Here is a 20,693-nt window from a genome sequence, read left to right on the forward strand (position 1 = left end):
TTCATCGGATTTGAATATGAAAGCTACCAAAGGTCGCAACGTGGTCGTGGTCGGCACCCAGTGGGGTGACGAAGGCAAGGGCAAGCTGGTGGACTGGCTGACCGAAAGCGCCCAGGGCGTGGTCCGCTTCCAGGGTGGCCACAATGCGGGCCACACGCTGGTCATCAATGGTGTGAAGACCGCGCTGCACCTGATTCCCAGCGGCATCATGCGCCCCGGCGTGAAGTGCTATATCGGCAACGGCGTGGTGCTGTCGGCCGCCAAGCTGTTCGAGGAAATCGAAGGCCTGGAGAAGGCCGGCGTGCAAGTGCGCGACCGCCTGCGCGTGTCCGAAGCCTGCCCGCTGATCCTGCCTTTCCACTCGGCGCTGGACGTGGCGCGCGAAGCGGCGCGCGAGCAGGGCGGCACCGAGAAGATCGGCACCACCGGCCGTGGCATCGGTCCCGCCTACGAAGACAAGATTGCCCGCCGCGCACTGCGCGTGCAGGATCTCAAGTACCCCGAGCGCTTCGCCACCAAGCTGCGCGAACTGCTGGCCCTGCACAACCACATCCTGGTCAACGTGCTGGGCTCGAAGAACTTCACCTTCGGTGACGCGCTCAAGCCGTACATCAAGGATGGCGAAGTCCAGTTCGACGCCGTGTACGAAGAAGCCATGCGCCATGCCGAGCAGCTTTTGCCCATGATGGCCGACGTCTCGCGCGAGCTGAACGCCGCGCACGCCGAAGGCGCCAACCTGCTGTTCGAAGGCGCGCAGGGCACGCTGCTGGACGTGGACCACGGCACCTATCCCTATGTCACCTCGTCCAACTGCGTCGCCGGCAATGCGGCTGCCGGTTCCGGCGTGGGCCCCGGCATGCTGCACTACATCCTGGGCATCACCAAGGCCTACTGCACCCGCGTGGGCGGCGGTCCTTTCCCCACCGAACTGGATTGGGAAAAGGAAGGCACGCCAGGCTGGCACATGAGCACCGTGGGCGCCGAAAAGGGTGTGACCACCGGCCGCTCGCGCCGCTGCGGCTGGTTCGACGCCGCGCTGCTCAAGCGCAGCGCCCAGGTCAACGGCCTGTCGGGCCTGTGCATCACCAAGCTCGACGTGCTCGACGGCCTGCAGGAACTGCTGCTGTGCGTGGGCTACGAGCTGGATGGCGAAAAGATCGACCTGCTGCCCATGGGCGCCGACGAGATCGCCCGCTGCAAGCCCATCTATGAATCCATCCCCGGCTGGACCGATTCCACCGTGGGCGTGACCGACTACGACAAGCTGCCGGCCAATGCCCGCCGCTATCTGGAGCGCATCGAGGAAGTGACGGGCGTGCCCATCGCCATGGTTTCGACCAGCCCCGACCGGGATCACACCATCCTGATGCAAAACCCCTACGCCGCCCAGTGAACTGCTGGCGTTTGAACCCCAAGATTGAACCAGGAGCCATTCCATGCTGACGGAAGACGGTCAACACCTGTATGTGAGCTACGACGAATACCACGGACTGATCGAAAAGCTCGCGATCAAAGTGCACCAGTCCGGCTGGGAATTCGACACCATTCTCTGCCTGGCCCGTGGCGGCCTGCGCCCCGGTGACATGCTCAGCCGCATCTTCGACAAGCCGCTGGCCATCATGTCCACCAGCTCCTACCGCGCCGAGGCCGGCACGGTGCAGGGCCATCTGGACATCGCGCGCTTCATCACCACGCCCAAGGGCGAGATTGCCGGCCGCGTGCTGCTGGTCGATGACCTGGCCGATTCGGGCCACACGCTGAATGCCGTGATCGCCATGCTCAAGACCAACTATCCGCCGATCACCGAGCTGCGCAGCGCCGTGATCTGGACCAAGGGCCTGTCCGCGTTCACGCCCGACTACTCGGTGGACTACCTGCCGACCAACCCCTGGATCCACCAGCCTTTCGAGCACTACGACACGCTGCGTCCCGAAAAGCTCATGGAGAAGTGGAAGATCTGATCGCCACTGCGCCTTTGGGTGCATGCCAGCGAAGGGAGCCTGTCGGCTCCCTTTTTCGTTGTGGCGGGTATTTCCATGCGCCGTTGTCATGCCTTGATGCAAGTCATGGGTTGGCGCGCTTGTCGCGATATCTCGGGCCAACGTCGCGTAAATGTCGGTTTTTTGCACAGCTTCAAAAGCCGATGCCCTAGAGCGTCCGAGGGCTGAATGGCGCGGCTACACTGCGCAGATTCTCAGAAGGTGGTGCTTTGTGAAACGTCTTTCCGTCGGGCGCTTGGGCGCGGCTGTGGCTTTGGTTGTGGGCGGCGGTGCGCTGGCCTGGCTGGCCGTGGCGTCCCTGCCCGGATCCAAATCGGCCCGTGCGGCCTCAGCCACGCCTGCAGCCGTCCAGGCGCAGGCTGCATCGGCTCAGGCCGCTGCCGTTCCCGCCGCGCCTTCCGTGCCTGCGGCCTCTGCTGCCCCGGTTGCGCCTGTTGCGCCTGTTGCGCCTGTTGCGCGTGTCACGCCGCCGCCGCAGACCCAGGGCCCCACGCCCATCTTCGTGCTCAACTCGCTCGATGCCAACATCAGCATCGTGGACCCGGTCACCTGGCAGGAGACGGCCCGCATTCCCACGGGCAAGGAGCCGCACCACCTCTACCTCACGCCTGACGAGAAATCGCTGGTCGTGGCCAATGCGCTGGGCGATACCCTGACCCTGGTCGATCCGCGCACGGGCGAGGTGCAGCGCGTGATCCGCGACATCATCGACCCCTATCACCTGCGCTTCAGCCCGGACATGAAGTGGTTCGTCACGGCGGCCAACCGCCTCAACCACATCGACATCTACCGCTGGGATGGCCAGAACCCGCAGTTGGTCAAGCGCGTGCCCACGGGCAAGACGCCCAGCCATCTCTGGATCGATGCCAGGAGCACGACCATCTATTCCACCATGCAGGACAGCGATGCCCTGGTGGCCATCGACATCGCCACGCAGACCATCAAGGCCCGCGTGCCCACCGGCCCCATGCCGGCCGATCTCTATGGCAGCCCGGACGGCACCAAGCTGTTCATCGGCCTGACCGGCAGCGATGGAGTGGAAGTGTTCGACATCACCGGCCCCGAGCCGCGCAGCGTGGCCCGCATCAAGACAGCCGCTGGCGCCCACGCCATGCGTGCCGCCGGCGATGGCCGCCACCTGTATGTGAGCAACCGCGTGGCCAACACCATCAGCAAGATCGACATGCAGACCAACCAGGTCGTGGCCAGCTACCCGGCCCCGGGAGGCCCGGACTGCATGGACGTTTCCGCCGACGGCCGCTACCTGCTGGTCAGCTCGCGCTGGGCGCGCAAGCTGTCGGTGATCGACACCGTCGAAAAGAAGGTGGTCCAGCAGGTCAAGGTCGGCAAGTCGCCCCACGGTGTCTGGACACTGGCCCACGCGCAGCGCTGATGGACCGCAGACTCTTTGCGCAATCGCTGGCTGGCGCCGCCGCCTTCAGCCTGCTGCGCCCCTCGATGGCCGCAGGGCAGGGCACGGGCTGCGCCAAGACCGTGTACCTGACGTTCGACACGGGCCACATGGGCATTGCCGACCTGGTGGCCGAGGTGCTCAAGCGCCATGGCGTGCCAGTGACCTTCTTTGCTGCCAACGAGCGCACGCAGCAAGGCGACGGCAGCCTGGGCGAGACCTGGGCGCCCTGGTGGCGCGCACGCGCCGCCGAAGGCCATGAGTTCGCCTCGCACACCTACGACCACATGTACTGGCGCGGTGATCTGCGTGCCTCGAAGAACGGTCCGGTCACGGGCTTTCGCGTGCGCCCCTCGGCCGGGCCACGCGCCAACGAGAACTTCACGGTCGATGCGGCAGGCTATTGCGACGAGATCCGCAGGGCTGCACAGCGGCTGCAGCAGATCACCGGGCGCAAGCCCCTGCCGCTGTTCCGTGCGCCCGGCGGCAAGACCTCGCCCGCGCTGCTGGACGCCGCGCGGCAGGGCGGCTACATGCATGTGGGCTGGTCCAGCGCAGGCTTTCTGGGCGACGAGCTGCCCAGCGACCGCTACCCGAATGCGCAGCTGCTGGCCCAGGCGCTCAAGAACATCCGCAGCGGCGACATCCTGCTGGCCCATCTGGGCATCTGGTCACGCAAGGACCCCTGGGCACCGGCCGTGCTGGAACCTTTGATCACAGGCCTGCTCAAGCAGGGGTTCTGCTTCCGCACGCTGCGGGAGCATCCCGACTATCGGGATTGGATAGCAAAATTCGCATGACGTCCGCGCGCGCAGCGCGGCGGGCGATGGGAGCGTGGTGTGGACTGGTGGATTCAGTGGTTCGGTAATGCGCAGCAGCGCCTGTTCGAGGGCGTTGTCCAGCCTGTGCTCTTTTGGCTGGGACAGGCCAGCCTGCTGGAGGATGCCTACGACGCCACAGGCTGGCTGCTGGTGGGCCTGCTGCAGATCTTCATCATGGTGGCCGTGATCGCGCCGCTGCAGTACTGGCGGCCCGTCGAGCCCGTTACCGACCGGCGCGCCATCCATGTGGACATCATCTATACCGTGGTGCACCGGCTGGGCCTGTTCAGGCTGGCGCTGTTCTTCACGCTGGACCCGCTGTGGGACGAGCTCATGGGCCGCCTGCATGTCTGGGGCCTGCCGAGCTTTCACCTGGACGGTGTCTGGCCCGGCGTGACCGATCTGGCCTGGGTCAGCCTGATCATCTACCTGCTGGCCTTCGACTTCCTCGACTACTGGATACACCGGGGCCAGCACAGCATCGGCTGGTGGTGGAAGCTGCATGCGCTGCACCACTCGCAACGCCAGATGACGGTCTGGAGCGACAACCGCAATCACCTGCTCGACGATGTGATCCGCGACACCATCATCGTGCTCGTGGCCCAGTTCATCGGCGTGGCTCCAGGCCAGTTCGTGGCCATCGTGGCCTTCACCCAGCTCAGCGAGAGCTTCCAGCATGCCAACCTGCGCGTCTGGTTCGGCACCATCGGCGAGCGGCTGTGGATCAGCCCGCGCTTTCACCGCCGCCACCACGCCATCGGCATTGGCCACGAGCCCATGGCGCCCGTGCGCAACAAGAAGGCGCATGGCAACAACTTCGGCGTGCTCCTGCCCTGGTGGGACATGCTGTTCGGCACCGCCAATTTCGAGCTGCGCTTCGATCCCACCGGCGTGCGCGACCAGGTCCAGCCCAATGCCCAGGGCCAGCTGCGCGACTACGGCCAGGGCTTTTGGGCCCAGCAATGGCGTGGGTTCCTAAGGTTGATGGGTCGCGCTTGAGGCTGGGCTCGGGGTATGCTTGCCGGCATGGGCTTGCTACTCGATTCCTTCTGGCGTGCGACGGCGTATTGCCTGCATAAGCGGGTGATTGCATGGTCGCTGTTTCCCCTGCTCTTCATGGCCATCACGGCCTGGCTGCTGGGTTACTTCTTCTGGGCCGATGCCGTGGTCTGGACGGAAGGAGTCCTGCAGGGCGTGGGCTGGCTGCACACCGTCTGGTCCTGGATGGGCGTGCAATCGCTGCCCGAGCTGGTGGCGCCGGTGCTGGTCGTGCTCTCGGTCACGCCGGTGCTGGTCGTGGTCTCGCTGCTGCTGGTGGCGCTGTTCATGACGCCGGCCCTGGTCGAGCTGGTGGCGCAACGGCGCTTTCCGGCACTCGAGCGCAGGCAGGGAGCCACCCTGATCGGCAGCCTGCTGTGGTCGGCCGGCTCCTCGCTGATCGCCCTGATCGCGTTGCTGGTATCGGTTCCATTGTGGTTCGTGCCTCCCCTGGTGGTGGTGATCCCCCCGCTGATCTGGGGCTGGCTGACCTACCGCGTCATGGCCTTTGACGCGCTGTCTGCCCACGCCAGCAAGCCAGAACGCCGCAGCCTGTTCCTGCGCCACCGCCTGGCGCTGATGCTCATGGGCGTGGTCTGTGGCTACCTGGGGGCGGCTCCGGCCATTGTCTGGGCCTCGGGCGTGGTCTTCGTTGCAGCCTTCTGGATACTGATTCCGGTGGCCATCTGGATCTATGCGCTGATCTTCGCCTTCTCCTCGCTGTGGTTTGCCCATTTCTGCCTGGCGGCGCTGCAGCGCATGCGCGAGGAGGAGCCGGCGCTGCCCGAAGCACCCATCATTCCCTACGCTCCCGACGCGCCGCAAGGCTCCGGCACAGCCCCTGTTCCCCCCACCCCGCAAGAAAAGACCACATGACCCTTCAAGTTGGCGCACTCATCATCGGAGACGAAATCCTGTCGGGCAAGCGTGCCGACAAGCACCTTCCCAAGCTGATAGAGCTGCTGGGCGCGCGTGGCCTGTCCCTGGCCCATGCCGAGTACGTGGGTGACGATAGGGCACGCATCACCGACGCCCTGCGCCGCGCCTTCGCATCGCAGGCCGTGGTCTTCAGCTTTGGCGGGATAGGCGCCACCCCCGACGACCACACGCGCCAATGCGCGGCCGAGGCCCTGGGCGTGCCGCTGGCCCTGCACCCGGAAGCCGTGGCCCTGATCCGCGAACGCATGCGCGATGTGGCCACCGAGGAAGGCAAGCCCTACGAGCCCCAGCGGGCCGACAACCTGCACCGGCTGCAGATGGGCAACTTCCCCGAAGGCGCGCGCATCATCCCCAACGTCTACAACAAGATCCCGGGCTTTTCCTGTTCGGGCGCCAGCGGCACGGTGCACTTCGTGCCCGGTTTCCCTGTCATGGCCTGGCCCATGGTCGAGTGGGTGCTGGAGCAGCGCTACGCCAAGCATTTCCACAGCACGGTGCAGCGGGAGCATTCGGTCATCGTCTACGGCGGCATGGAAGCCACGCTGACGCCGCTGATGGTGGCCATAGAGCGCGACCACCCGGGCGTCAAGGTGTTCAGCCTGCCCAGCGTGGATGATTCCAAGCACGGCCGGCACATAGAACTTGGTGTCAAGGGCGAAGCTGGTGCCGTCACCAAGGCCTGGCCCACGCTGCTGGAAGGTCTGCACTCATTTGGTGCAAGTCTTGGCCCTGAATTGGTGCGCAATATCTGATTTACGGCCCTTCATCCAAATCTGCACCGATTTGGTGAGTGGGCACTCGGGCCGGGCCAGGCTTCAATGTCATCCACAACGCCCACGCAAGGCGGCAGAATCACGGGGCTGGCGCGCCAAGCAGGTGCCAGTCTGCGGGCATGCACTCAATGGATGCAGCCTGGCACGCAAACTGCTTAAGAGTATTTATCTTTTTTGATCAGCCAGATTGGCAGGAGAGATCTGATGGCAAAGACCGTTGCAGACGTGTTGAACATGGTGAAGGAGAACGAGGTCAAATTCGTGGACCTTCGTTTTACGGACACCCGTGGCAAGGAGCAGCACGTCACGGTGCCGGTGTCGCACTTCGACGAAGACAAGTTCACCTCGGGCCATGCCTTCGACGGCTCGTCGGTGGCAGGCTGGAAGGGCATTGAAGCATCGGACATGCAACTGATGCCCGATCCCGCCACCGCGAACATCGACCCCTTCTTTGAAGAGACCACGCTGTTCCTGCAGTGCGATGTGATCGAACCCGGCGATGGCAAGGCCTACGACCGCGATCCCCGCTCGGTGGCCAAGCGTGCCGAAGCCTATCTGAAGGCCTCGGGCCTGGGCGATACCGCCTACTTCGGTCCCGAACCCGAATTTTTCATCTTCGACGGCGTGCGCTGGAACACCGAACCCGGCAGCACCTTCTACGAAATCGAAGAGTACGAAGCCCCCTGGAATTCCGGCGCCAAGTTCGAGTCCGGCAACCGTGGCCACCGTCCGCGCAACAAGGGCGGCTACTTCCCCGTGCCGCCCGTGGACAGCACCCAGGACCTGCGCGCCGAGATGGTGCTGCTGCTCGAGCAGCTGGGCATTCCCGTCGAAGTGTTCCACCACGAAGTGGCTGGCGCCGGCCAGAACGAGATCGGCACCAAGTTCTCGACCCTGGTGGAGCGCGCCGACTGGACACAGGTCATGAAGTACGTGATCTGGAACGTGGCCAACACCTACGGCAAGACCGCCACCTTCATGCCCAAGCCCTATCCGGGCGACAACGGCTCCGGCATGCACGTGCACCAGTCCGTCTGGAAGGATGGCAAGAACCTGTTCGCAGGTGACGGCTATGCCGGCCTGTCCGACTTCGCGCTGTACTACATCGGCGGCATCATCAAGCACGCCCGTGCCCTGAACGCCATCACCAACCCCGGCACCAACAGCTACAAGCGCCTGGTGCCCGGCTTCGAGGCTCCGGTCAAGCTGGCCTACTCGGCCAAGAACCGCTCGGCATCGATCCGCATCCCCTACGTGGCCAACCCCAAGGGCCGCCGCGTCGAGGCACGCTTCCCCGATCCGCTGATGAACCCCTACCTGGGCTTCTCGGCCCTGCTGATGGCGGGTCTGGACGGCGTGGAAAACAAGATCCATCCCGGCGAAGCCGCGACCAAGGATCTGTACCACCTGCCCCCGGAAGAGGACAAGCTGGTGCCCACGGTCTGCCACAGCCTGGACCAGGCCCTGGAAGCACTGGACGCAGACCGTTCGTTCCTGACCAAGGGCGGCGTGTTCTCGGACAGCATGCTCGATGCCTACATCGAGCTGAAGATGGGCGAAGTGACCCGTTACCGTCAGGCCGTGCACCCGGTCGAGTACGACATGTACTTCTCGCTGTAAGGCGGGTCGGCAAAAAGGCGGCGCAAGCCGCCTTTTTTGCTTTCGGCCAGGACCTGGGTATGCTGGGCGCGGAACCAAAAGGGGTTGTCCCGCTCAAGAAATGACGTCCAGCCCGGAAGATGGAGCGATACTTGCCCGGACAAGCCGGGCCCTTCCGATCTGGCTACCCGAGGGAATGGAATGAAGAAACTGTTTGTGTCGCTGCTGCTGCCGCTGCTGTCGGCAGGAGCCTGGTCCCAGGACGTGATCTACCGCTGCGGCAACGAGTACACCAACAACGTCAGCCAGGCCAAGGCCAAGGACTGCAAGCCGGTGGACGGCGGGCATGTGACGGTGATCCATGGCGGCAGCAAGCCGGCGGCCTCGGGCGGCGGCCAGGCGCCGCGCACCTCCGCCGCTCCTGCGGCAGGATCGCCCGCTCCGGCCAAGGTCAACAGCAGCGCCCAGAAGGCCCGCGACTCCGATGCGCGGACCATCCTCGAAAGCGAGCTGGCCCGCGCCCAGGAGAAGCTGACACAGCTGCGTCAGGAGTACAACGATGGCAATCCCCAGCGCACCGCATTGGAGTTGCGCAATCCCCAGGGCTATCTGGAACGTGTCGAGCAGCTCAAGAGCAGCATCTCGCGGCAGGAAGGCGATGTCGCCGGCATCCGCCGCGAACTGGATCGACTTCCCAAGAACTGACGGGCCCGAGCGGCCCATGCGAGCCCGGCCATGATCCAGGACGACCGGCCGGCGCCCCCGGCCTCCTATCAGGCGCTTGATCTGCTGTGCACGCTGATGACCGTGCTCGACGAGCAAGGCGCCGTGCTTTTCGCCAACGCGGCCCTTGAGAACGCACTGGGCCTGTCGCGCCGCATGCTCGAAGGCAGCGAGCTGGCTGCCTGCTTCACCGAGCCGGCCTTGCTGGACAAGGCCTTGCGCGGCGCCCAGGACAACGACTTCGCCGCCCTGCGCTTCGAGGCCAGCCTGCACCGCGTGGGGGGCGATGCGCTTCCTGTGCACGTCACGGTTTCCCTGGCCGAGCGGCCCGGCCATGTGCTGGTGGAGTTCTGGCCGCTGGAGCAGCAGGCACGCCAGGACCGCGAGGAGCGTTTGCGCGAGCAGGCCCAGGCGCACAAGGAGCTGATCCGCAACCTGGCCCACGAGATCAAGAACCCGCTGGGCGGCATCCGTGGCGCGGCCCAGCTGCTGCAGATGGATCTGGACGCGCCCGAGCTGCGCGAGTACACCGAAGTCATCATCCACGAGGCCGACCGTCTGCAGGCGCTGGTCGACCGGCTGCTGGCGCCGCACCGCCATCCGCACGAGGTCGGTGACGTCAACATCCACGAAGTCTGCGAGCGCGTGCGTTCGCTGGTGCTGGTCGAGCATCCTGCAGGGCTGACCATTACGCGCGACTACGACATCTCCATTCCCGAGTTCCGGGGCGACAGCGCACAGCTGATCCAGGCCGTGCTCAACATCGTCCAGAACGCGGCGCAGGCCTTGCACGAACGCATCGCTGCCGGCGATGCCGAGATCATTTTGAGAACCCGTGTGGCGCGCCAGGTAACTTTTGGTCGCCAACGCTACCGGTTGGCATTGGAATTGCATGTGATCGACAACGGGCCAGGCGTTCCCGATGCCATCAAGGAGCGGATCTTCTATCCGCTGGTATCGGGAAGGGATGGCGGTTCGGGACTGGGGCTGACGCTGGCGCAGACCTTCGTGCAGCGCCACCAGGGGCTGATCGAATGTGAAAGCCAGCCGGGCCGCACGGATTTCCGCATCCTCATTCCCCTGCCTTGAGGCCCACGGAAGTCAACACTGCAACAAGGGAAGGAAGCACCACCAATGAAACCGATCTGGATCGTGGATGATGACCCTTCCATCCGCTTCGTGCTGGAAAAGGCACTGGGCCGGGAAGGCTGGGCAACGCGCAGCTTCGTTCAGGCGCGCGACGTGCTCACGGCACTGTCCGATGTCGATGCCAGCGACCCGGCGCGCCAGCCACCACAGGTGCTGGTCAGCGATATCCGCATGCCCGGCGGCTCCGGCCTGGAACTGCTCGAGCAGATCCGCGCCCAGCAGCCCGGCCTGCCCGTCATCATCATGACCGCGTACTCCGACCTGGACAGTGCCGTCTCGGCCTTCCAGCGCGGAGCCTTCGAGTACCTGCCCAAACCCTTCGACCTGCCCAAGGCGGTGGAACTCATCCGCCGCGCCGTCGAGGAAAGCCTGCGCGAGGACGTGGCCGAGGCACAGGCCCCGCTGCAGGCCGAGATGCTGGGCCAGGCGCCTGCCATGCAGGACGTCTTTCGCGCCATCGGCCGGCTCAGCCAGAGCCAGGTCACGGTGCTGGTCACGGGCGAGTCGGGCTCGGGCAAGGAACTGGTGGCGCGCGCACTGCACAAGCACTCGCCCGTGGCGGGCGGCCCCTTCGTGGCCATCAACACCGCCGCCATCCCCAAGGACCTGCTGGAGTCCGAGCTGTTCGGCCACGAGCGCGGCGCCTTCACGGGCGCACAGACCCAGCGGCGCGGCCGCTTCGAGCAGGCCGAGGGCGGCACGCTCTTTCTCGATGAAATCGGCGACATGCCTTTCGACCTGCAGACGCGCCTGCTGCGTGTGCTGTCGGACGGGCATTTCTACCGCGTGGGCGGCCACCAGGCCGTCAAGGCACATGTGCGCGTCATCGCCGCCACCCACCAGGACCTGGAGCAGCGCGTGCGCAACGGCGCCTTCCGCGAGGATCTGTTCCACCGCCTCAACGTCATCCGCCTGCGCCTGCCCGCGCTGCGCGAGCGCAACGAAGACGTGCCCATGCTGGCACGCCACTTCCTGCAGCAAAGCGCGCGGCAGCTGGGCGTGGAGCCCAAGCGCATGGGGGTCGATGCCATGCAGCGGCTGCAGTCGTTCGCCTTTCCCGGCAACGTGCGCCAGCTGGAGAACATCTGCCACTGGCTGACCGTCATGGCGCCAGCCCAGGTCATCTCGGTCAAGGACCTGCCTCCCGAGGTGCTGGGCGAGGCCGCGCCACCCGTGGGCGGCGGCAATGCCGGCGTGCCCGCACCGGTGGTGCTGTCGCATGCGCCGGCCGTGGCGGAAGAGGGAGTGGGCCGCATCGCCATGCCAGCCCCGTCGCTGGCCCAGCCGCATGACGGGGGGCTGGCCACGTCCGACCTGGACTGGGTGCATCTGCTGGGGCAGCAGGCGCGCCAGCTGCTGGAGCACACCCAGGCCCACGGTCATGGCGAGGTCTGGGACCAGCTGTCCCGCCGCTTCGAGGCGCAGTTGATCCGCTCGGCCCTGGCCGTCACCCACGGCCGCCGGGTCGAGGCCGCCCAGCGCCTGGGCATTGGCCGCAACACCATCACCCGCAAGTTGCAGGAGCTGGGCATGGACGAGGACGCCTTCGAGTAAGGCAAGCCGGCGGGCGGCCGGGCCCTTGCCTTGGCAAGGGTCCGGCTCCTACAGGCCGGCGCCCGGGGTGCTGACGGGCCGGGCCGCCCGGGCTTGGGACAATGGAGTCCTCTTCGCTGGAACGGCCTACGTCCCGACCTATCGTGCCCACAGTCCTCTCCAACCTCTGGCAAAAGGCCAAACCCGCCCGCCCGGGCGTGATGTACCCATCGACACCGCGCAAGCTCGGCGAGCCGGTCGATGCGTACTGGCATGACCGCTATTTCCTGGAGCCGTACTTCGTGCCGGGGCGCGGCTACGACCAATACCGGCCCGCCTATGCACTGGGCTGGAAGGCTTCCCTGTCGCCGGAACACGCGCAGCAGGATTTCGAGTCCGCAGAAGCCCGGCTGGAAGAACGCTGGGAGCAGGAACGGGGTGGCAGCCTGCTGCACTGGAACCAGGTGCGTGAGGCCGTGGAGGCCTCCTGGCTGCAGGCGCGCCGGCGCACGCCCGCACAGCCTGCGGCTTCCACGCTGGAACTGCAGACCACGGCGCTGCTCAATGCCGTGCTGGCCCTGGGCCGCCAGGCCCATGTCCGGTTGGGCGAATGCATGGATCCCATGCCCCAGGGACTGATAGGCCAGGTACTGGCGCGCCACTTCAATGCCAGCCAGGTCCTGGTCGATGACCTGGAACGCGCCATCGACGCCAACGGCGGCGTGGTGCTGCCCGTGCGCGACAGCCGTGCCGCACTGCGTCGCAACGCCTTCTGGGACGGGCTGCTGGGCAGGGAAGAGGGCGCGGACTACGTGCTGGACCAGGCCGAGTCCTGCCAGCAGCAATGGCTGAGCGCCTATGAGGCCGCCGAGCAGGCACGCCTGCCCAGGGCGCTCAGCGAGATTCTCCACCGCCAGTCCCTGATGCTGCGCGGCCATATCGAGGCCATCCACTGGCTGCGCTGCTACATGCTGTAGCGCAAGTCTGAAAGCCTAGCCCAATGTCACGACGACCGGCGCATGGTCGCTGGGCTGAGGGTTCTTGCGCGGCGCGCGGTCCACGATGCAGGCGGTGACGCTGGGACGCAAGGCCTCGCTGACCAGGATATGGTCGATGCGCAGGCCCCGGTTCTTCTGGAAACCCAGCATCCGGTAGTCCCACCACGAATAGCTTTTCTCGGGCTGGTCGAACATGCGGAAGGCATCGGTCAGGCCCAGCTGCAGCAGCGCCTGGAAATGCGTGCGCTCTTCCACCGTGTGGTGGATCGTGTCCTTCAGGCCGATCGGATCGTAGGAGTCGCGGTCCTCGGGGGCCACGTTGAAGTCGCCCACCAGCACCAGGCGCGGATGGGCTGCCATCTCGCTTTTCACCCAGTCCTGCAGCGCCTGCAGCCAGCGCATCTTGTAGGCGAACTTGTCGGTGCCCGGCGCCTGCCCATTGACGAAGTAGCCGTTGATCAGGCGCACCGGGCCGCCTTCGGCATCGAGGGTGGCGGCAATGATGCGGGCCTGCTCGTCATCCAGGCCCGGGATATTGCGCACCACGTCGTGCACCGGCGTGCGCGTCAGCCAGGCCACGCCGTTGTAGGTCTTCTGTCCATGGCTGACCGCGTGGTAGCCGGCTTCCTGCAGCGCCTGCAGCGGAAACTTGTCGTCGGTGAGCTTGAGCTCCTGCAGCGCCAGCGCATCGACAGGATTGGCCTGCAGCCAGGCCAGCACCTGCGGCAGGCGCACGGACAGGGAGTTGACGTTCCAGGTGGCGATTTGCATAAATAAATCCAATTAAATCAAATGGTTGCGTGATTTTTCGATGGTTGCTCCTGTGGTGGTTGCCAGCCTGTTCACCCGAAAAATCATGCCCTTGCCGCAGCAGTCAGCCCCTATTTTGATGCGCGATTGCGCTTGGGTGTTTTTCAGGCGATTCGGCAGCGCGGCTGTCAGCCCTGGCTTCGGCCAGCGTATCGGCATGCGGGGCCATTGACGTGATGGGGCCTGCCTCGCCACGACCTTCATGGCACCGGGCAGACCTTGAATCAGATTGATCTGATTTCATCTCGGATGAAAGGTGCCTATGATTGAAAATTTACCAAGGAAATGCGGCCTTGGAATTTTTTATTATCCGGAGGTATTCAGAATGCATATATTCATAGGTGCTTTTTGCAGAATAAACAAGGCTGTCATGATACTTATTTTTGCAATGATGGCCACCTCCGCATGGTCCCAATGCGAAATTAAAGATACAAGTGATGGGGCAGGCTATTACAAGTATGTGTTCAGTAATTTCAATCCCCCAGAATTCAATCCCACTGTGGCCAAGAACACGGTGATTTACTCAAAAGCCGCTGTGGCGGTACTGAGTAATGGGGTTGGCAAGAGATTGATGAATTGTAAGCAACGGGTCATGGGCTATAGCGTAGGTAAATCTACACCAGTCAATAATATATACCCGACGACAGTCGAGGGTATTGGAATGAGGGTTTCGACTATACATGGTGCTGCGCCTGTAAGTACTTCGGAGCATTCCGATCACCCCGGATCTTTTGCATATCAATATTCCGATGTCAAAGTTGAGTTGATCAAGACCGCAGATGGCGATATCACTGCAGGTGGCGTGCTGGACAGCGATTTCCTGTACGAACGCGCGACTGATGCATCTGGCCAGCTTCTCGCTCAATACAGCTTTTCCTCGCCTGTCGTCCTCCGGCCCAGGGTGCCCACCTGTACCCCACAGGCGCCGGAGCCCGTGCGCATGGCCCAGACTGTCGCTCAAAAACTCACCTCAATCGGCTCAACCGGTGCTCCCCGCTCCTTCCTCATCTCGTTGTTGTGCAAGGGCGGCATCCCAGGTTCGTTGACCAACGCCTATGTCACGCTGACGGACGTGGAAAATCCTGCAAATATCGGGAATGTTTTGACCCTGTCCAAAACCTCGGTGGCAAAAGGTGTGGGTGTGCAGATCCGCAAGGATGACCAGATACTGGGCTTTGGCCCGGACTCCAATGCCGCCGGCAACAGGAATCAATGGTTTGCAGGGTCTGTTGCCTACGGGCAGGAGCGGTTGGATATCCCGCTGACGGCGCGCTATGTCAAGACCGGAGAGAAAGTGACCATAGGCAGTGCCAATGCGGCGGCGACCTTCACCATCAGCTACCAGTAGTTCCCCCTGATCCCTTGCGCTTTCGGTCTGACCGCTGGCAGGCCATTCAGCGTGGTCAGGCAAGTCTGCGGGTGTGCGGCCATGCCCGCAGAATACGCAGATGCTTGATCTACTCGTCATTCACGCCACGCTGCCCGACGGCCGCCAGGACATGTCCATCGCCGTGCAGGGCGGGCGCATCGTCGAGGTCGCGGCGGGCCTTTCAGCGCCTGCCCACCAGGTGGTCGATGCACAGCACCAGCTGGTGTCGCCTCCCTTCGTCGATCCGCATTTCCACATGGATGCCACGCTGAGCCACGGCCTGCCGCGCGTCAACCGCAGCGGCACGCTGCTGGAGGGCATAGCGCTGTGGGGCGAGCTCAAGCCGCTGCTCACGGCCGAGGCGCTGATCTCGCGCGCGCTGGAGTATTGCGACTGGGCGGCGGCCAAGGGGCTGCAGGCCATCCGCAGCCATGTGGATACCAGCGATGCCCGCCTGCTGGCCGTCGATGCGTTGCTGGAGGTCAAGCGCCAGGTGGCTCCCTATATCGACCTGCAGCTGGTGGCGTTTCCGCAGGACGGCGTGCTGCGCTCGCCCGGCGGCGTCGCCAACCTGCGGCGGGCGCTGGACAAGGGCGTGGACGTGGTGGGTGGCATTCCCCACTTCGAGCGCACCATGGCCGAGGGTGCCGACAGCGTCAGGCTGCTGTGCGAGCTGGCGGCCGAGCGCGGCCTGCTGGTGGACATGCACTGCGACGAGTCCGACGACCCGCTGTCGCGCCACATCGAAACCCTGGCCTTCGAGGCGCAGCGCCTGGGCCTGCAGGGCCGCGTCACGGGCTCGCACTGCACCTCCATGCACAGCATGGACAACTACTACGTGAGCAAGCTGCTGCCGCTGATCGCCGAAAGCGGCGTGGCCGTGATTGCCAATCCGCTGATCAACATCACGCTGCAGGGCCGCCAGGACAGCTATCCCAAGCGCCGCGGCATGACGCGCGTGCCCGAGCTGCTGGCCGCAGGCGTCAACGTGGCCTTCGGCCATGACTGCGTGATGGACCCGTGGTATGGCATGGGCTCGGGCGACATGCTGGAGGTCGCCCACATGGGCCTGCATGTGGCGCAGATGACCGGCCAGGACGGCATGCGCGACTGCTTCGACGCCGTGACCACGCGCGCGGCGCGTGTGATGCACCTGGACGGCTATGGCATCGAGGCCGGCTGCGATGCCAGCTTCGTGCTGCTGCAGGCGCGCGATGCGGCCGAGGCGATACGGCTGCGCGCCACGCGCCTGAAGGTGTTCCGCAAGGGCCGGTTGCTGGCCGAGGCGCCTGCTGCAACGGCTGCGCTGCATCTGCCGGGCCGCCCGGCAAGAATCGACTGGCGGCGCTGAACCGCAGCTGAACCGGCGCCGGCCTCAGGCGCCGGCCAGGCTGGCCTCGCGCACGATGGTCTGCAGGGCCACCAGGTCCCTGACCACCAGGCCCTGGGCTTCCACGCGAATGCAGGCGTCGCGCTCCATGCGCTTGAGCTCCTGGTTCACGCGCTGGCGCGAGGCGCCCAGCAACTGGGCCAGCTCCTCCTGCACCAGTTGCAGGCCTATGCGCAGCTCGCGCGGGTCGTCCAGCACCTGTGTGCCGTAGCTGCGCGACAGGTGCAGCAGCTGCTTGGCCAGGCGTGCGCGCAGGGGCAGGGTGTTGAGGTCCTCCACCAGTCCGTAGGTCTGGCGTATGCGGTGGGCCTGCAGGCGCAGCAGGGCGTCGTAGAACTCCACATGCGTGGCCAGGATGGCGTGGAAGCTCTCCTTGTCCACGCACAGCAGCGTGGTGTCGCCATGGGCATAGGCATCGCGCGTGCGCGGCTCGTCAAGAAAGGTGGACATGGCGCCGAACCAGGCGCCGGGCTCCACATAGGCCAGCGTGGTCTGCCGACCCGACAGGCTGGTCGAGCTCATGCGCACGGCGCCCTGCGCACAGGCATACCACCTGTGCGGCACATCGCCGCGTGCATAGATCAGTGCCCCGTCCTTGAGCCGCCGGACCGTGGTCTGGCGCAGGATGTCATGGCGCAGCGAGGGCGAAAGGCTGCAGAACCACTGGCCGGAATTGATGGCCTCGCGCTCGGCGGGGGTGAGCATGGGCTCGTGGGTACTCGTTTGCAAACCGCTTGTCTCCAATCGGCCGCAATTTTAGGGCGTGCGGGCCTGCGGATAGGCGTGCAATTGCTCGCGCAGCAACTGCACGAAGCAGTCAGCCCTTTCGGTGGGGGCGTATTGGGGCGGCAGGGCCAGCACCACCTCCACCGCACAGGCTGGCAGCAGTGGCAGCACACGCAGGTCGCGCGCGAACACCGAGGCCACGTAGGGGTTGACCACGCCCAGCCCCAGCCCTTGGGCGGCCAGGGTGCAGATGGTGGAGGAGTAGGTGGTCTCCATGGTGGAGCCGGCTTCTATTCCGTGTTCCTGCATGGTGCTGCGCAGTTGCAGGTAGATGTCGTCATCGGCGTTGAGCGTCAGCAGCAGCTGGCCCTGCAGGTCACGCACATGCAGCCGCGTGCGCGTGGCCAGCGCATGGTCCGGGTGCATGACGCAGACGGCGCGGCTGCGGTGCAGCACGGTGGCATCCAGCTCGGGCGTGCTCAGCGCCATGGTGCTGACCACCAGGTCGAAGTGGCCATGCAGCAGGCCCTCGCGCAAGGGCGTGGAGCCCAGGGTCTGCAGGCTGATGTGGGTGCCCGGGTAGCGCTGCGCGAAGCTGCGCACCACGGCCGGGATCACGCTCAGGCCCAGGGCCGGCGTGCAGCCTATGCGCAGCGTGCCGGCGCCGGACTGGCGCAGTGCGGCCAGGTCGCGCTCTATGCGCTCGCGCCCCAGGAAATGCTGCTGCACGGTGGCGAACAGTTCCACGGCCTCGGCCGTGGGGCGCAGCCGGCCCTTGTGCATGTCGAACAGCTTGAGCCCTGCGGCCGCCTGCATCTGGGCCAGCAGCCGGCTGACCGAAGGCTGCGTGGTGTGCAGCAGCCGCGCGGCGGCCGTGGTGGTGCCGGTCTGCATGACGGCGCGGAAGGCCTCGATCTCTCGGGAGCTCAGGGGTCTGGACATGGCGATTCGGTCCTGCTCGGGGTGTCTGGCAATGTATATCTTTTCTGTATAGAGGCCACGGAAAAATGCATTTTTCCAAAGATGCCCGGCTTTCTACACTGGCCTCATTGCATCGTTTGCCCAGGCGCGGCAGCGCCATCGAAAGGATTCCATGATCAAGACAAGCGCAGGCCGCAAAGCCGCCATGCTCGCTGTGGCCATCTCCGCTTCGTTGGCTGGCACGGCACCAGTCGCCGCCATCGCGCAGGATGGCTTTCCCCAGCCGGGGCGCCAGCTGCGCATCATCGTGCCGTTCACTGCAGGCGGCAGCTCCGACGTGCAGGCACGCATGCTGGCCGACCGCCTGAGCCGGCTCTGGGGCCAGCCGGTGGTGGTGGAAAACAAACCCGGCGCGGGCGGTCATCTGGGAGGCCGATATGTGGCCGATCAGCCGGCCGACGGCTACACGCTGATGGTGGGCTCCATCGGCCTGCATGCCGCCTATGGCGTGTACGGCAAGCTGGCCTATGACCCCGCAAAGGATCTGCGCGTGGTGACCGTGCTGGCCGAGATGCCGCATGTGGTGGTGGCCACGCCCAGCCTTGCCGCCAGCAACCTGGCCGAGCTGACGGCGCTGGCCAAAAAGGCGCCTGGCACGGTCAACTTCGGCTCGGCCGGCGTGGGCTCGTCGGTGCACATGATGGGTGAGCTGTACAAGCTGCAGGCGGGCGCGCCCATCGTGCACGTGCCTTATCGCGGCAGCTCGGCCGCGCTCAATGACCTGTTGGGCGGCCAGATCCAGCTCATGTTCGAGAACCCGCCCACGGTGCTGTCGCACATACGCGGCGGCAAGCTCAAGGCGTTGGCCGTCACGGGCAGCCAGCGACTGCCGGCCCTGCCGGATGTGCCCACGGCGGCCGAGTCCGGGCTCAAGGACTATGTGGCCACCTCCTGGACCACGGTGGCAGTCTCCTCCAAGGTGCCCGAGGCCATCGTCAAAAAGCTCAATGACGACATCCGAAAGGTCGTGGCCACGCCCGAGTTCCGCAAGGGCCTGCAAGAGCAGGGCATGAGCGCCGTCGCCAACAGCCTGCCTGAGGCGCAATCCTTCGTTGCCCGCGAAAAGCAGCGCTGGGACCGCGTGATCGCCGAAGGCCACATCTCCGCCCAATGAAACGCTCCATGACTTCGAACACCCCCGCATCCTTCGTCCCCTGCCGCCGCCTGGGCGATGGCCGCCAGCACCACTTCTTCGGCTACTACAACAAGTCCAGCTGGGACCGCAGCAATCGCCTGGTGCTGGCGCAGCAAACGCCGTGGATGGACCAGTACCTCACGCCCCAGGCGCGGGCGTCCATCGGCTACTTCGATACCGAAAACGGCGACCGCTTCCACGCCGTGGGCGAGACAGGCGCCTGGAACTGGCAGATGGGCAGCCAACTGCAGTGGCTTGACGGGCTGGCGGGCCGCCAGCTGATCCACAACGACAGGACGGCAGATTCCGGGGGGCGCTATCCGGGGTTCGGCTCCGTGGTCATCGATGTGGACAGCGGCGAGCGGCGCACCCTGCCCATGCCTGTGTATGTGGTGGCGCCCAGCAGTGCCTGGGCGCTGTGCGTGGACTACCGGCGCCTTTACATCACGCACGAAACCATTGGCTACAGCGAAGAGGGTGGTCCTTTCGCGTTGCCCTTGGCGCCCGAGGACGACGGCATCTGGCGCATGGAGGTCGCGACGGGCGAGGCAAGGCTGCTGGCCAGCTATGCGCGCCTCAAGGCATTTCATCACCGCACATCGATGGACAAGGCCATCCACTGGGTCAGCCATATCGAGGTCAACCCGTCTTCCTCGCGCATTCTTTTCCTGCACCGCTGGACCGAACGCGTCAAGGACGAAACCTGCTTTCTGCACCGCCTCATCACCATGGCGCCTGATGGGTCCGACATGCGCCTGCTCGAATGCTCGGACCATCCGCTGCCCCAGCTGGCCGACGACTTCGACCCGATGGCCGTGGGCACCTTCGACTACGAAAAGTCCGAATACCAGATCTCGCATCCGCTATGGCAGGACGACAGCCACATCATTGTGTGGGGCCCGCATGCCGGGGAGATCCACTATCACCTCTATGACGATGTGGAGGGCGGTGACGTGCAGGTGGTGGGCGCAGGCGTGCTGGTGGAGAACGGCCACATGAGCTTCTCGCCCGTGGACACGCGCTGGCTGCTCAGCGACACCTATCCCGACGACCGAACGCACGAGCGCTTCCTGTTCCTGTACGACATGCACACGGGCGAGCGCCACGACCTGGGCAGCTTCTACGCCTCTCCCGATCTCAGCAAGGAAAACCGCTGCGACCTGCACCCGCGCTGGAGCCGTGACGGGCGCCAGGTCTGCATCGACTCCGTGCACGAGCACCAGCGGCAGATGTATGTGCTGGATGTGTCGGGGATCGTGCAGGCTTGACTCGGGTAGTCGGGGGCGCGTGAGCGGCCC

The 20,693-nt window shown here is 65.2% G+C and carries 19 protein-coding genes; 16 read left to right on the forward strand and 3 right to left on the reverse strand.

Going from position 1 to position 20,693, the window contains the following annotated elements:
- The first annotated feature begins 16 nt into the window (after positions 1–16).
- The 12 genes from DTS01S_RS06350 (at position 17) to DTS01S_RS06405 (ending at position 12,963) form a co-directional block, all read left to right on the forward strand.
- Positions 17–1,393 (forward strand): adenylosuccinate synthase, encoded by a 1,377-nt coding sequence (locus DTS01S_RS06350; protein WP_016451293.1) that lies wholly within the window; start codon positions 17–19, stop codon positions 1,391–1,393.
- A gap of 43 nt (positions 1,394–1,436) precedes the next feature.
- Entirely contained in the window at positions 1,437–1,961 is a 525-nt protein-coding gene (locus DTS01S_RS06355) for a phosphoribosyltransferase (protein WP_012206807.1), read from the forward strand.
- A gap of 439 nt (positions 1,962–2,400) precedes the next feature.
- Positions 2,401–3,393: a YncE family protein gene (locus DTS01S_RS06360; RefSeq protein WP_441588111.1), complete on the forward strand. Its 993-nt coding sequence runs from the start codon at positions 2,401–2,403 to the stop codon at positions 3,391–3,393.
- The gene (locus DTS01S_RS06365; protein WP_017404151.1) at positions 3,393–4,211 is read left to right on the forward strand and encodes a polysaccharide deacetylase family protein; all 819 of its coding nucleotides are present in this window, start codon (positions 3,393–3,395) and stop codon (positions 4,209–4,211) included. The genes DTS01S_RS06360 and DTS01S_RS06365 overlap by 1 nt, the downstream gene beginning before the upstream one ends.
- A 39-nt stretch (positions 4,212–4,250) precedes the next feature.
- Positions 4,251–5,231, forward strand: a complete 981-nt coding sequence (locus tag DTS01S_RS06370; protein WP_016447547.1) for a sterol desaturase family protein — start codon at positions 4,251–4,253, stop codon at positions 5,229–5,231.
- 15 nt (positions 5,232–5,246) lie between these two features.
- Complete coding sequence (locus DTS01S_RS06375; protein WP_016447546.1) at positions 5,247–6,146, forward strand: EI24 domain-containing protein; 900 nt, start codon at positions 5,247–5,249, stop codon at positions 6,144–6,146.
- Positions 6,143–6,961 carry a competence/damage-inducible protein A gene (locus DTS01S_RS06380; RefSeq protein WP_016447545.1) on the forward strand — a complete coding sequence of 273 codons (819 nt, stop codon included), beginning with the start codon at positions 6,143–6,145 and terminating at the stop codon, positions 6,959–6,961. The genes DTS01S_RS06375 and DTS01S_RS06380 overlap by 4 nt, the downstream gene beginning before the upstream one ends.
- Positions 6,962–7,186: 225 nt before the next feature.
- On the forward strand, positions 7,187–8,602 hold the full coding sequence (glnA, locus tag DTS01S_RS06385) for a type I glutamate--ammonia ligase (protein ID WP_016447544.1): 1,416 nt from the start codon (positions 7,187–7,189) through the stop codon (positions 8,600–8,602).
- A gap of 180 nt (positions 8,603–8,782) precedes the next feature.
- Complete coding sequence (locus DTS01S_RS06390; RefSeq protein WP_017404153.1) at positions 8,783–9,286, forward strand: hypothetical protein; 504 nt, start codon at positions 8,783–8,785, stop codon at positions 9,284–9,286.
- Between the two features lie 30 nt (positions 9,287–9,316).
- The gene (glnL, locus tag DTS01S_RS06395) at positions 9,317–10,393 is read left to right on the forward strand and encodes a nitrogen regulation protein NR(II) (RefSeq protein ID WP_016447543.1); all 1,077 of its coding nucleotides are present in this window, start codon (positions 9,317–9,319) and stop codon (positions 10,391–10,393) included.
- 45 nt (positions 10,394–10,438) lie between these two features.
- Complete coding sequence (gene ntrC / locus DTS01S_RS06400) at positions 10,439–12,007, forward strand: nitrogen regulation protein NR(I) (RefSeq protein ID WP_017404154.1); 1,569 nt, start codon at positions 10,439–10,441, stop codon at positions 12,005–12,007.
- 143 nt (positions 12,008–12,150) lie between these two features.
- A complete protein-coding gene (locus tag DTS01S_RS06405) occupies positions 12,151–12,963 on the forward strand; it encodes a hypothetical protein (protein WP_254787853.1) in 813 nt (270 codons plus the stop codon).
- A 15-nt stretch (positions 12,964–12,978) separates the two neighbouring features.
- Here DTS01S_RS06405 and xth read toward each other — a convergent pair whose 3' ends face one another.
- The gene (gene xth / locus DTS01S_RS06410; RefSeq protein ID WP_047472000.1) at positions 12,979–13,755 is read right to left on the reverse strand and encodes an exodeoxyribonuclease III; all 777 of its coding nucleotides are present in this window, start codon (positions 13,753–13,755) and stop codon (positions 12,979–12,981) included.
- 301 nt (positions 13,756–14,056) lie between these two features.
- Between xth and DTS01S_RS30300 the strand changes: the two genes are divergently transcribed.
- Entirely contained in the window at positions 14,057–15,142 is a 1,086-nt protein-coding gene (locus DTS01S_RS30300; protein ID WP_139223773.1) for a fimbrial protein, read from the forward strand.
- Between the two features lie 100 nt (positions 15,143–15,242).
- Positions 15,243–16,514 (forward strand): amidohydrolase family protein, encoded by a 1,272-nt coding sequence (locus DTS01S_RS06420; protein ID WP_016451303.1) that lies wholly within the window; start codon positions 15,243–15,245, stop codon positions 16,512–16,514.
- A 24-nt stretch (positions 16,515–16,538) separates the two neighbouring features.
- On the opposite strand, the gene DTS01S_RS06425 is transcribed toward DTS01S_RS06420, so the two are convergent.
- Both DTS01S_RS06425 and DTS01S_RS06430 read right to left on the reverse strand, forming a co-directional pair.
- Positions 16,539–17,258, reverse strand: a complete 720-nt coding sequence (locus DTS01S_RS06425) for a Crp/Fnr family transcriptional regulator (protein WP_016451304.1) — start codon at positions 17,256–17,258, stop codon at positions 16,539–16,541.
- A 51-nt stretch (positions 17,259–17,309) separates the two neighbouring features.
- On the reverse strand, positions 17,310–18,221 hold the full coding sequence (locus DTS01S_RS06430; protein ID WP_026062122.1) for a LysR family transcriptional regulator: 912 nt from the start codon (positions 18,219–18,221) through the stop codon (positions 17,310–17,312).
- A 151-nt stretch (positions 18,222–18,372) separates the two neighbouring features.
- Here DTS01S_RS06430 and DTS01S_RS06435 point away from each other — a divergent pair, with 151 nt between their 5' ends.
- Both DTS01S_RS06435 and DTS01S_RS06440 read left to right on the forward strand, forming a co-directional pair.
- A complete protein-coding gene (locus DTS01S_RS06435) occupies positions 18,373–19,374 on the forward strand; it encodes a Bug family tripartite tricarboxylate transporter substrate binding protein (RefSeq protein ID WP_017404343.1) in 1,002 nt (333 codons plus the stop codon).
- Positions 19,371–20,663 (forward strand): hypothetical protein, encoded by a 1,293-nt coding sequence (locus DTS01S_RS06440; RefSeq protein ID WP_017404344.1) that lies wholly within the window; start codon positions 19,371–19,373, stop codon positions 20,661–20,663. The genes DTS01S_RS06435 and DTS01S_RS06440 overlap by 4 nt, the downstream gene beginning before the upstream one ends.
- Positions 20,664–20,693 lie beyond the last annotated feature (30 nt).

The organism is Delftia tsuruhatensis NBRC 16741, assembly GCF_001571325.1.
Classification (GTDB): Bacteria; Pseudomonadota; Gammaproteobacteria; order Burkholderiales; family Burkholderiaceae_C; genus Comamonas; species Comamonas tsuruhatensis.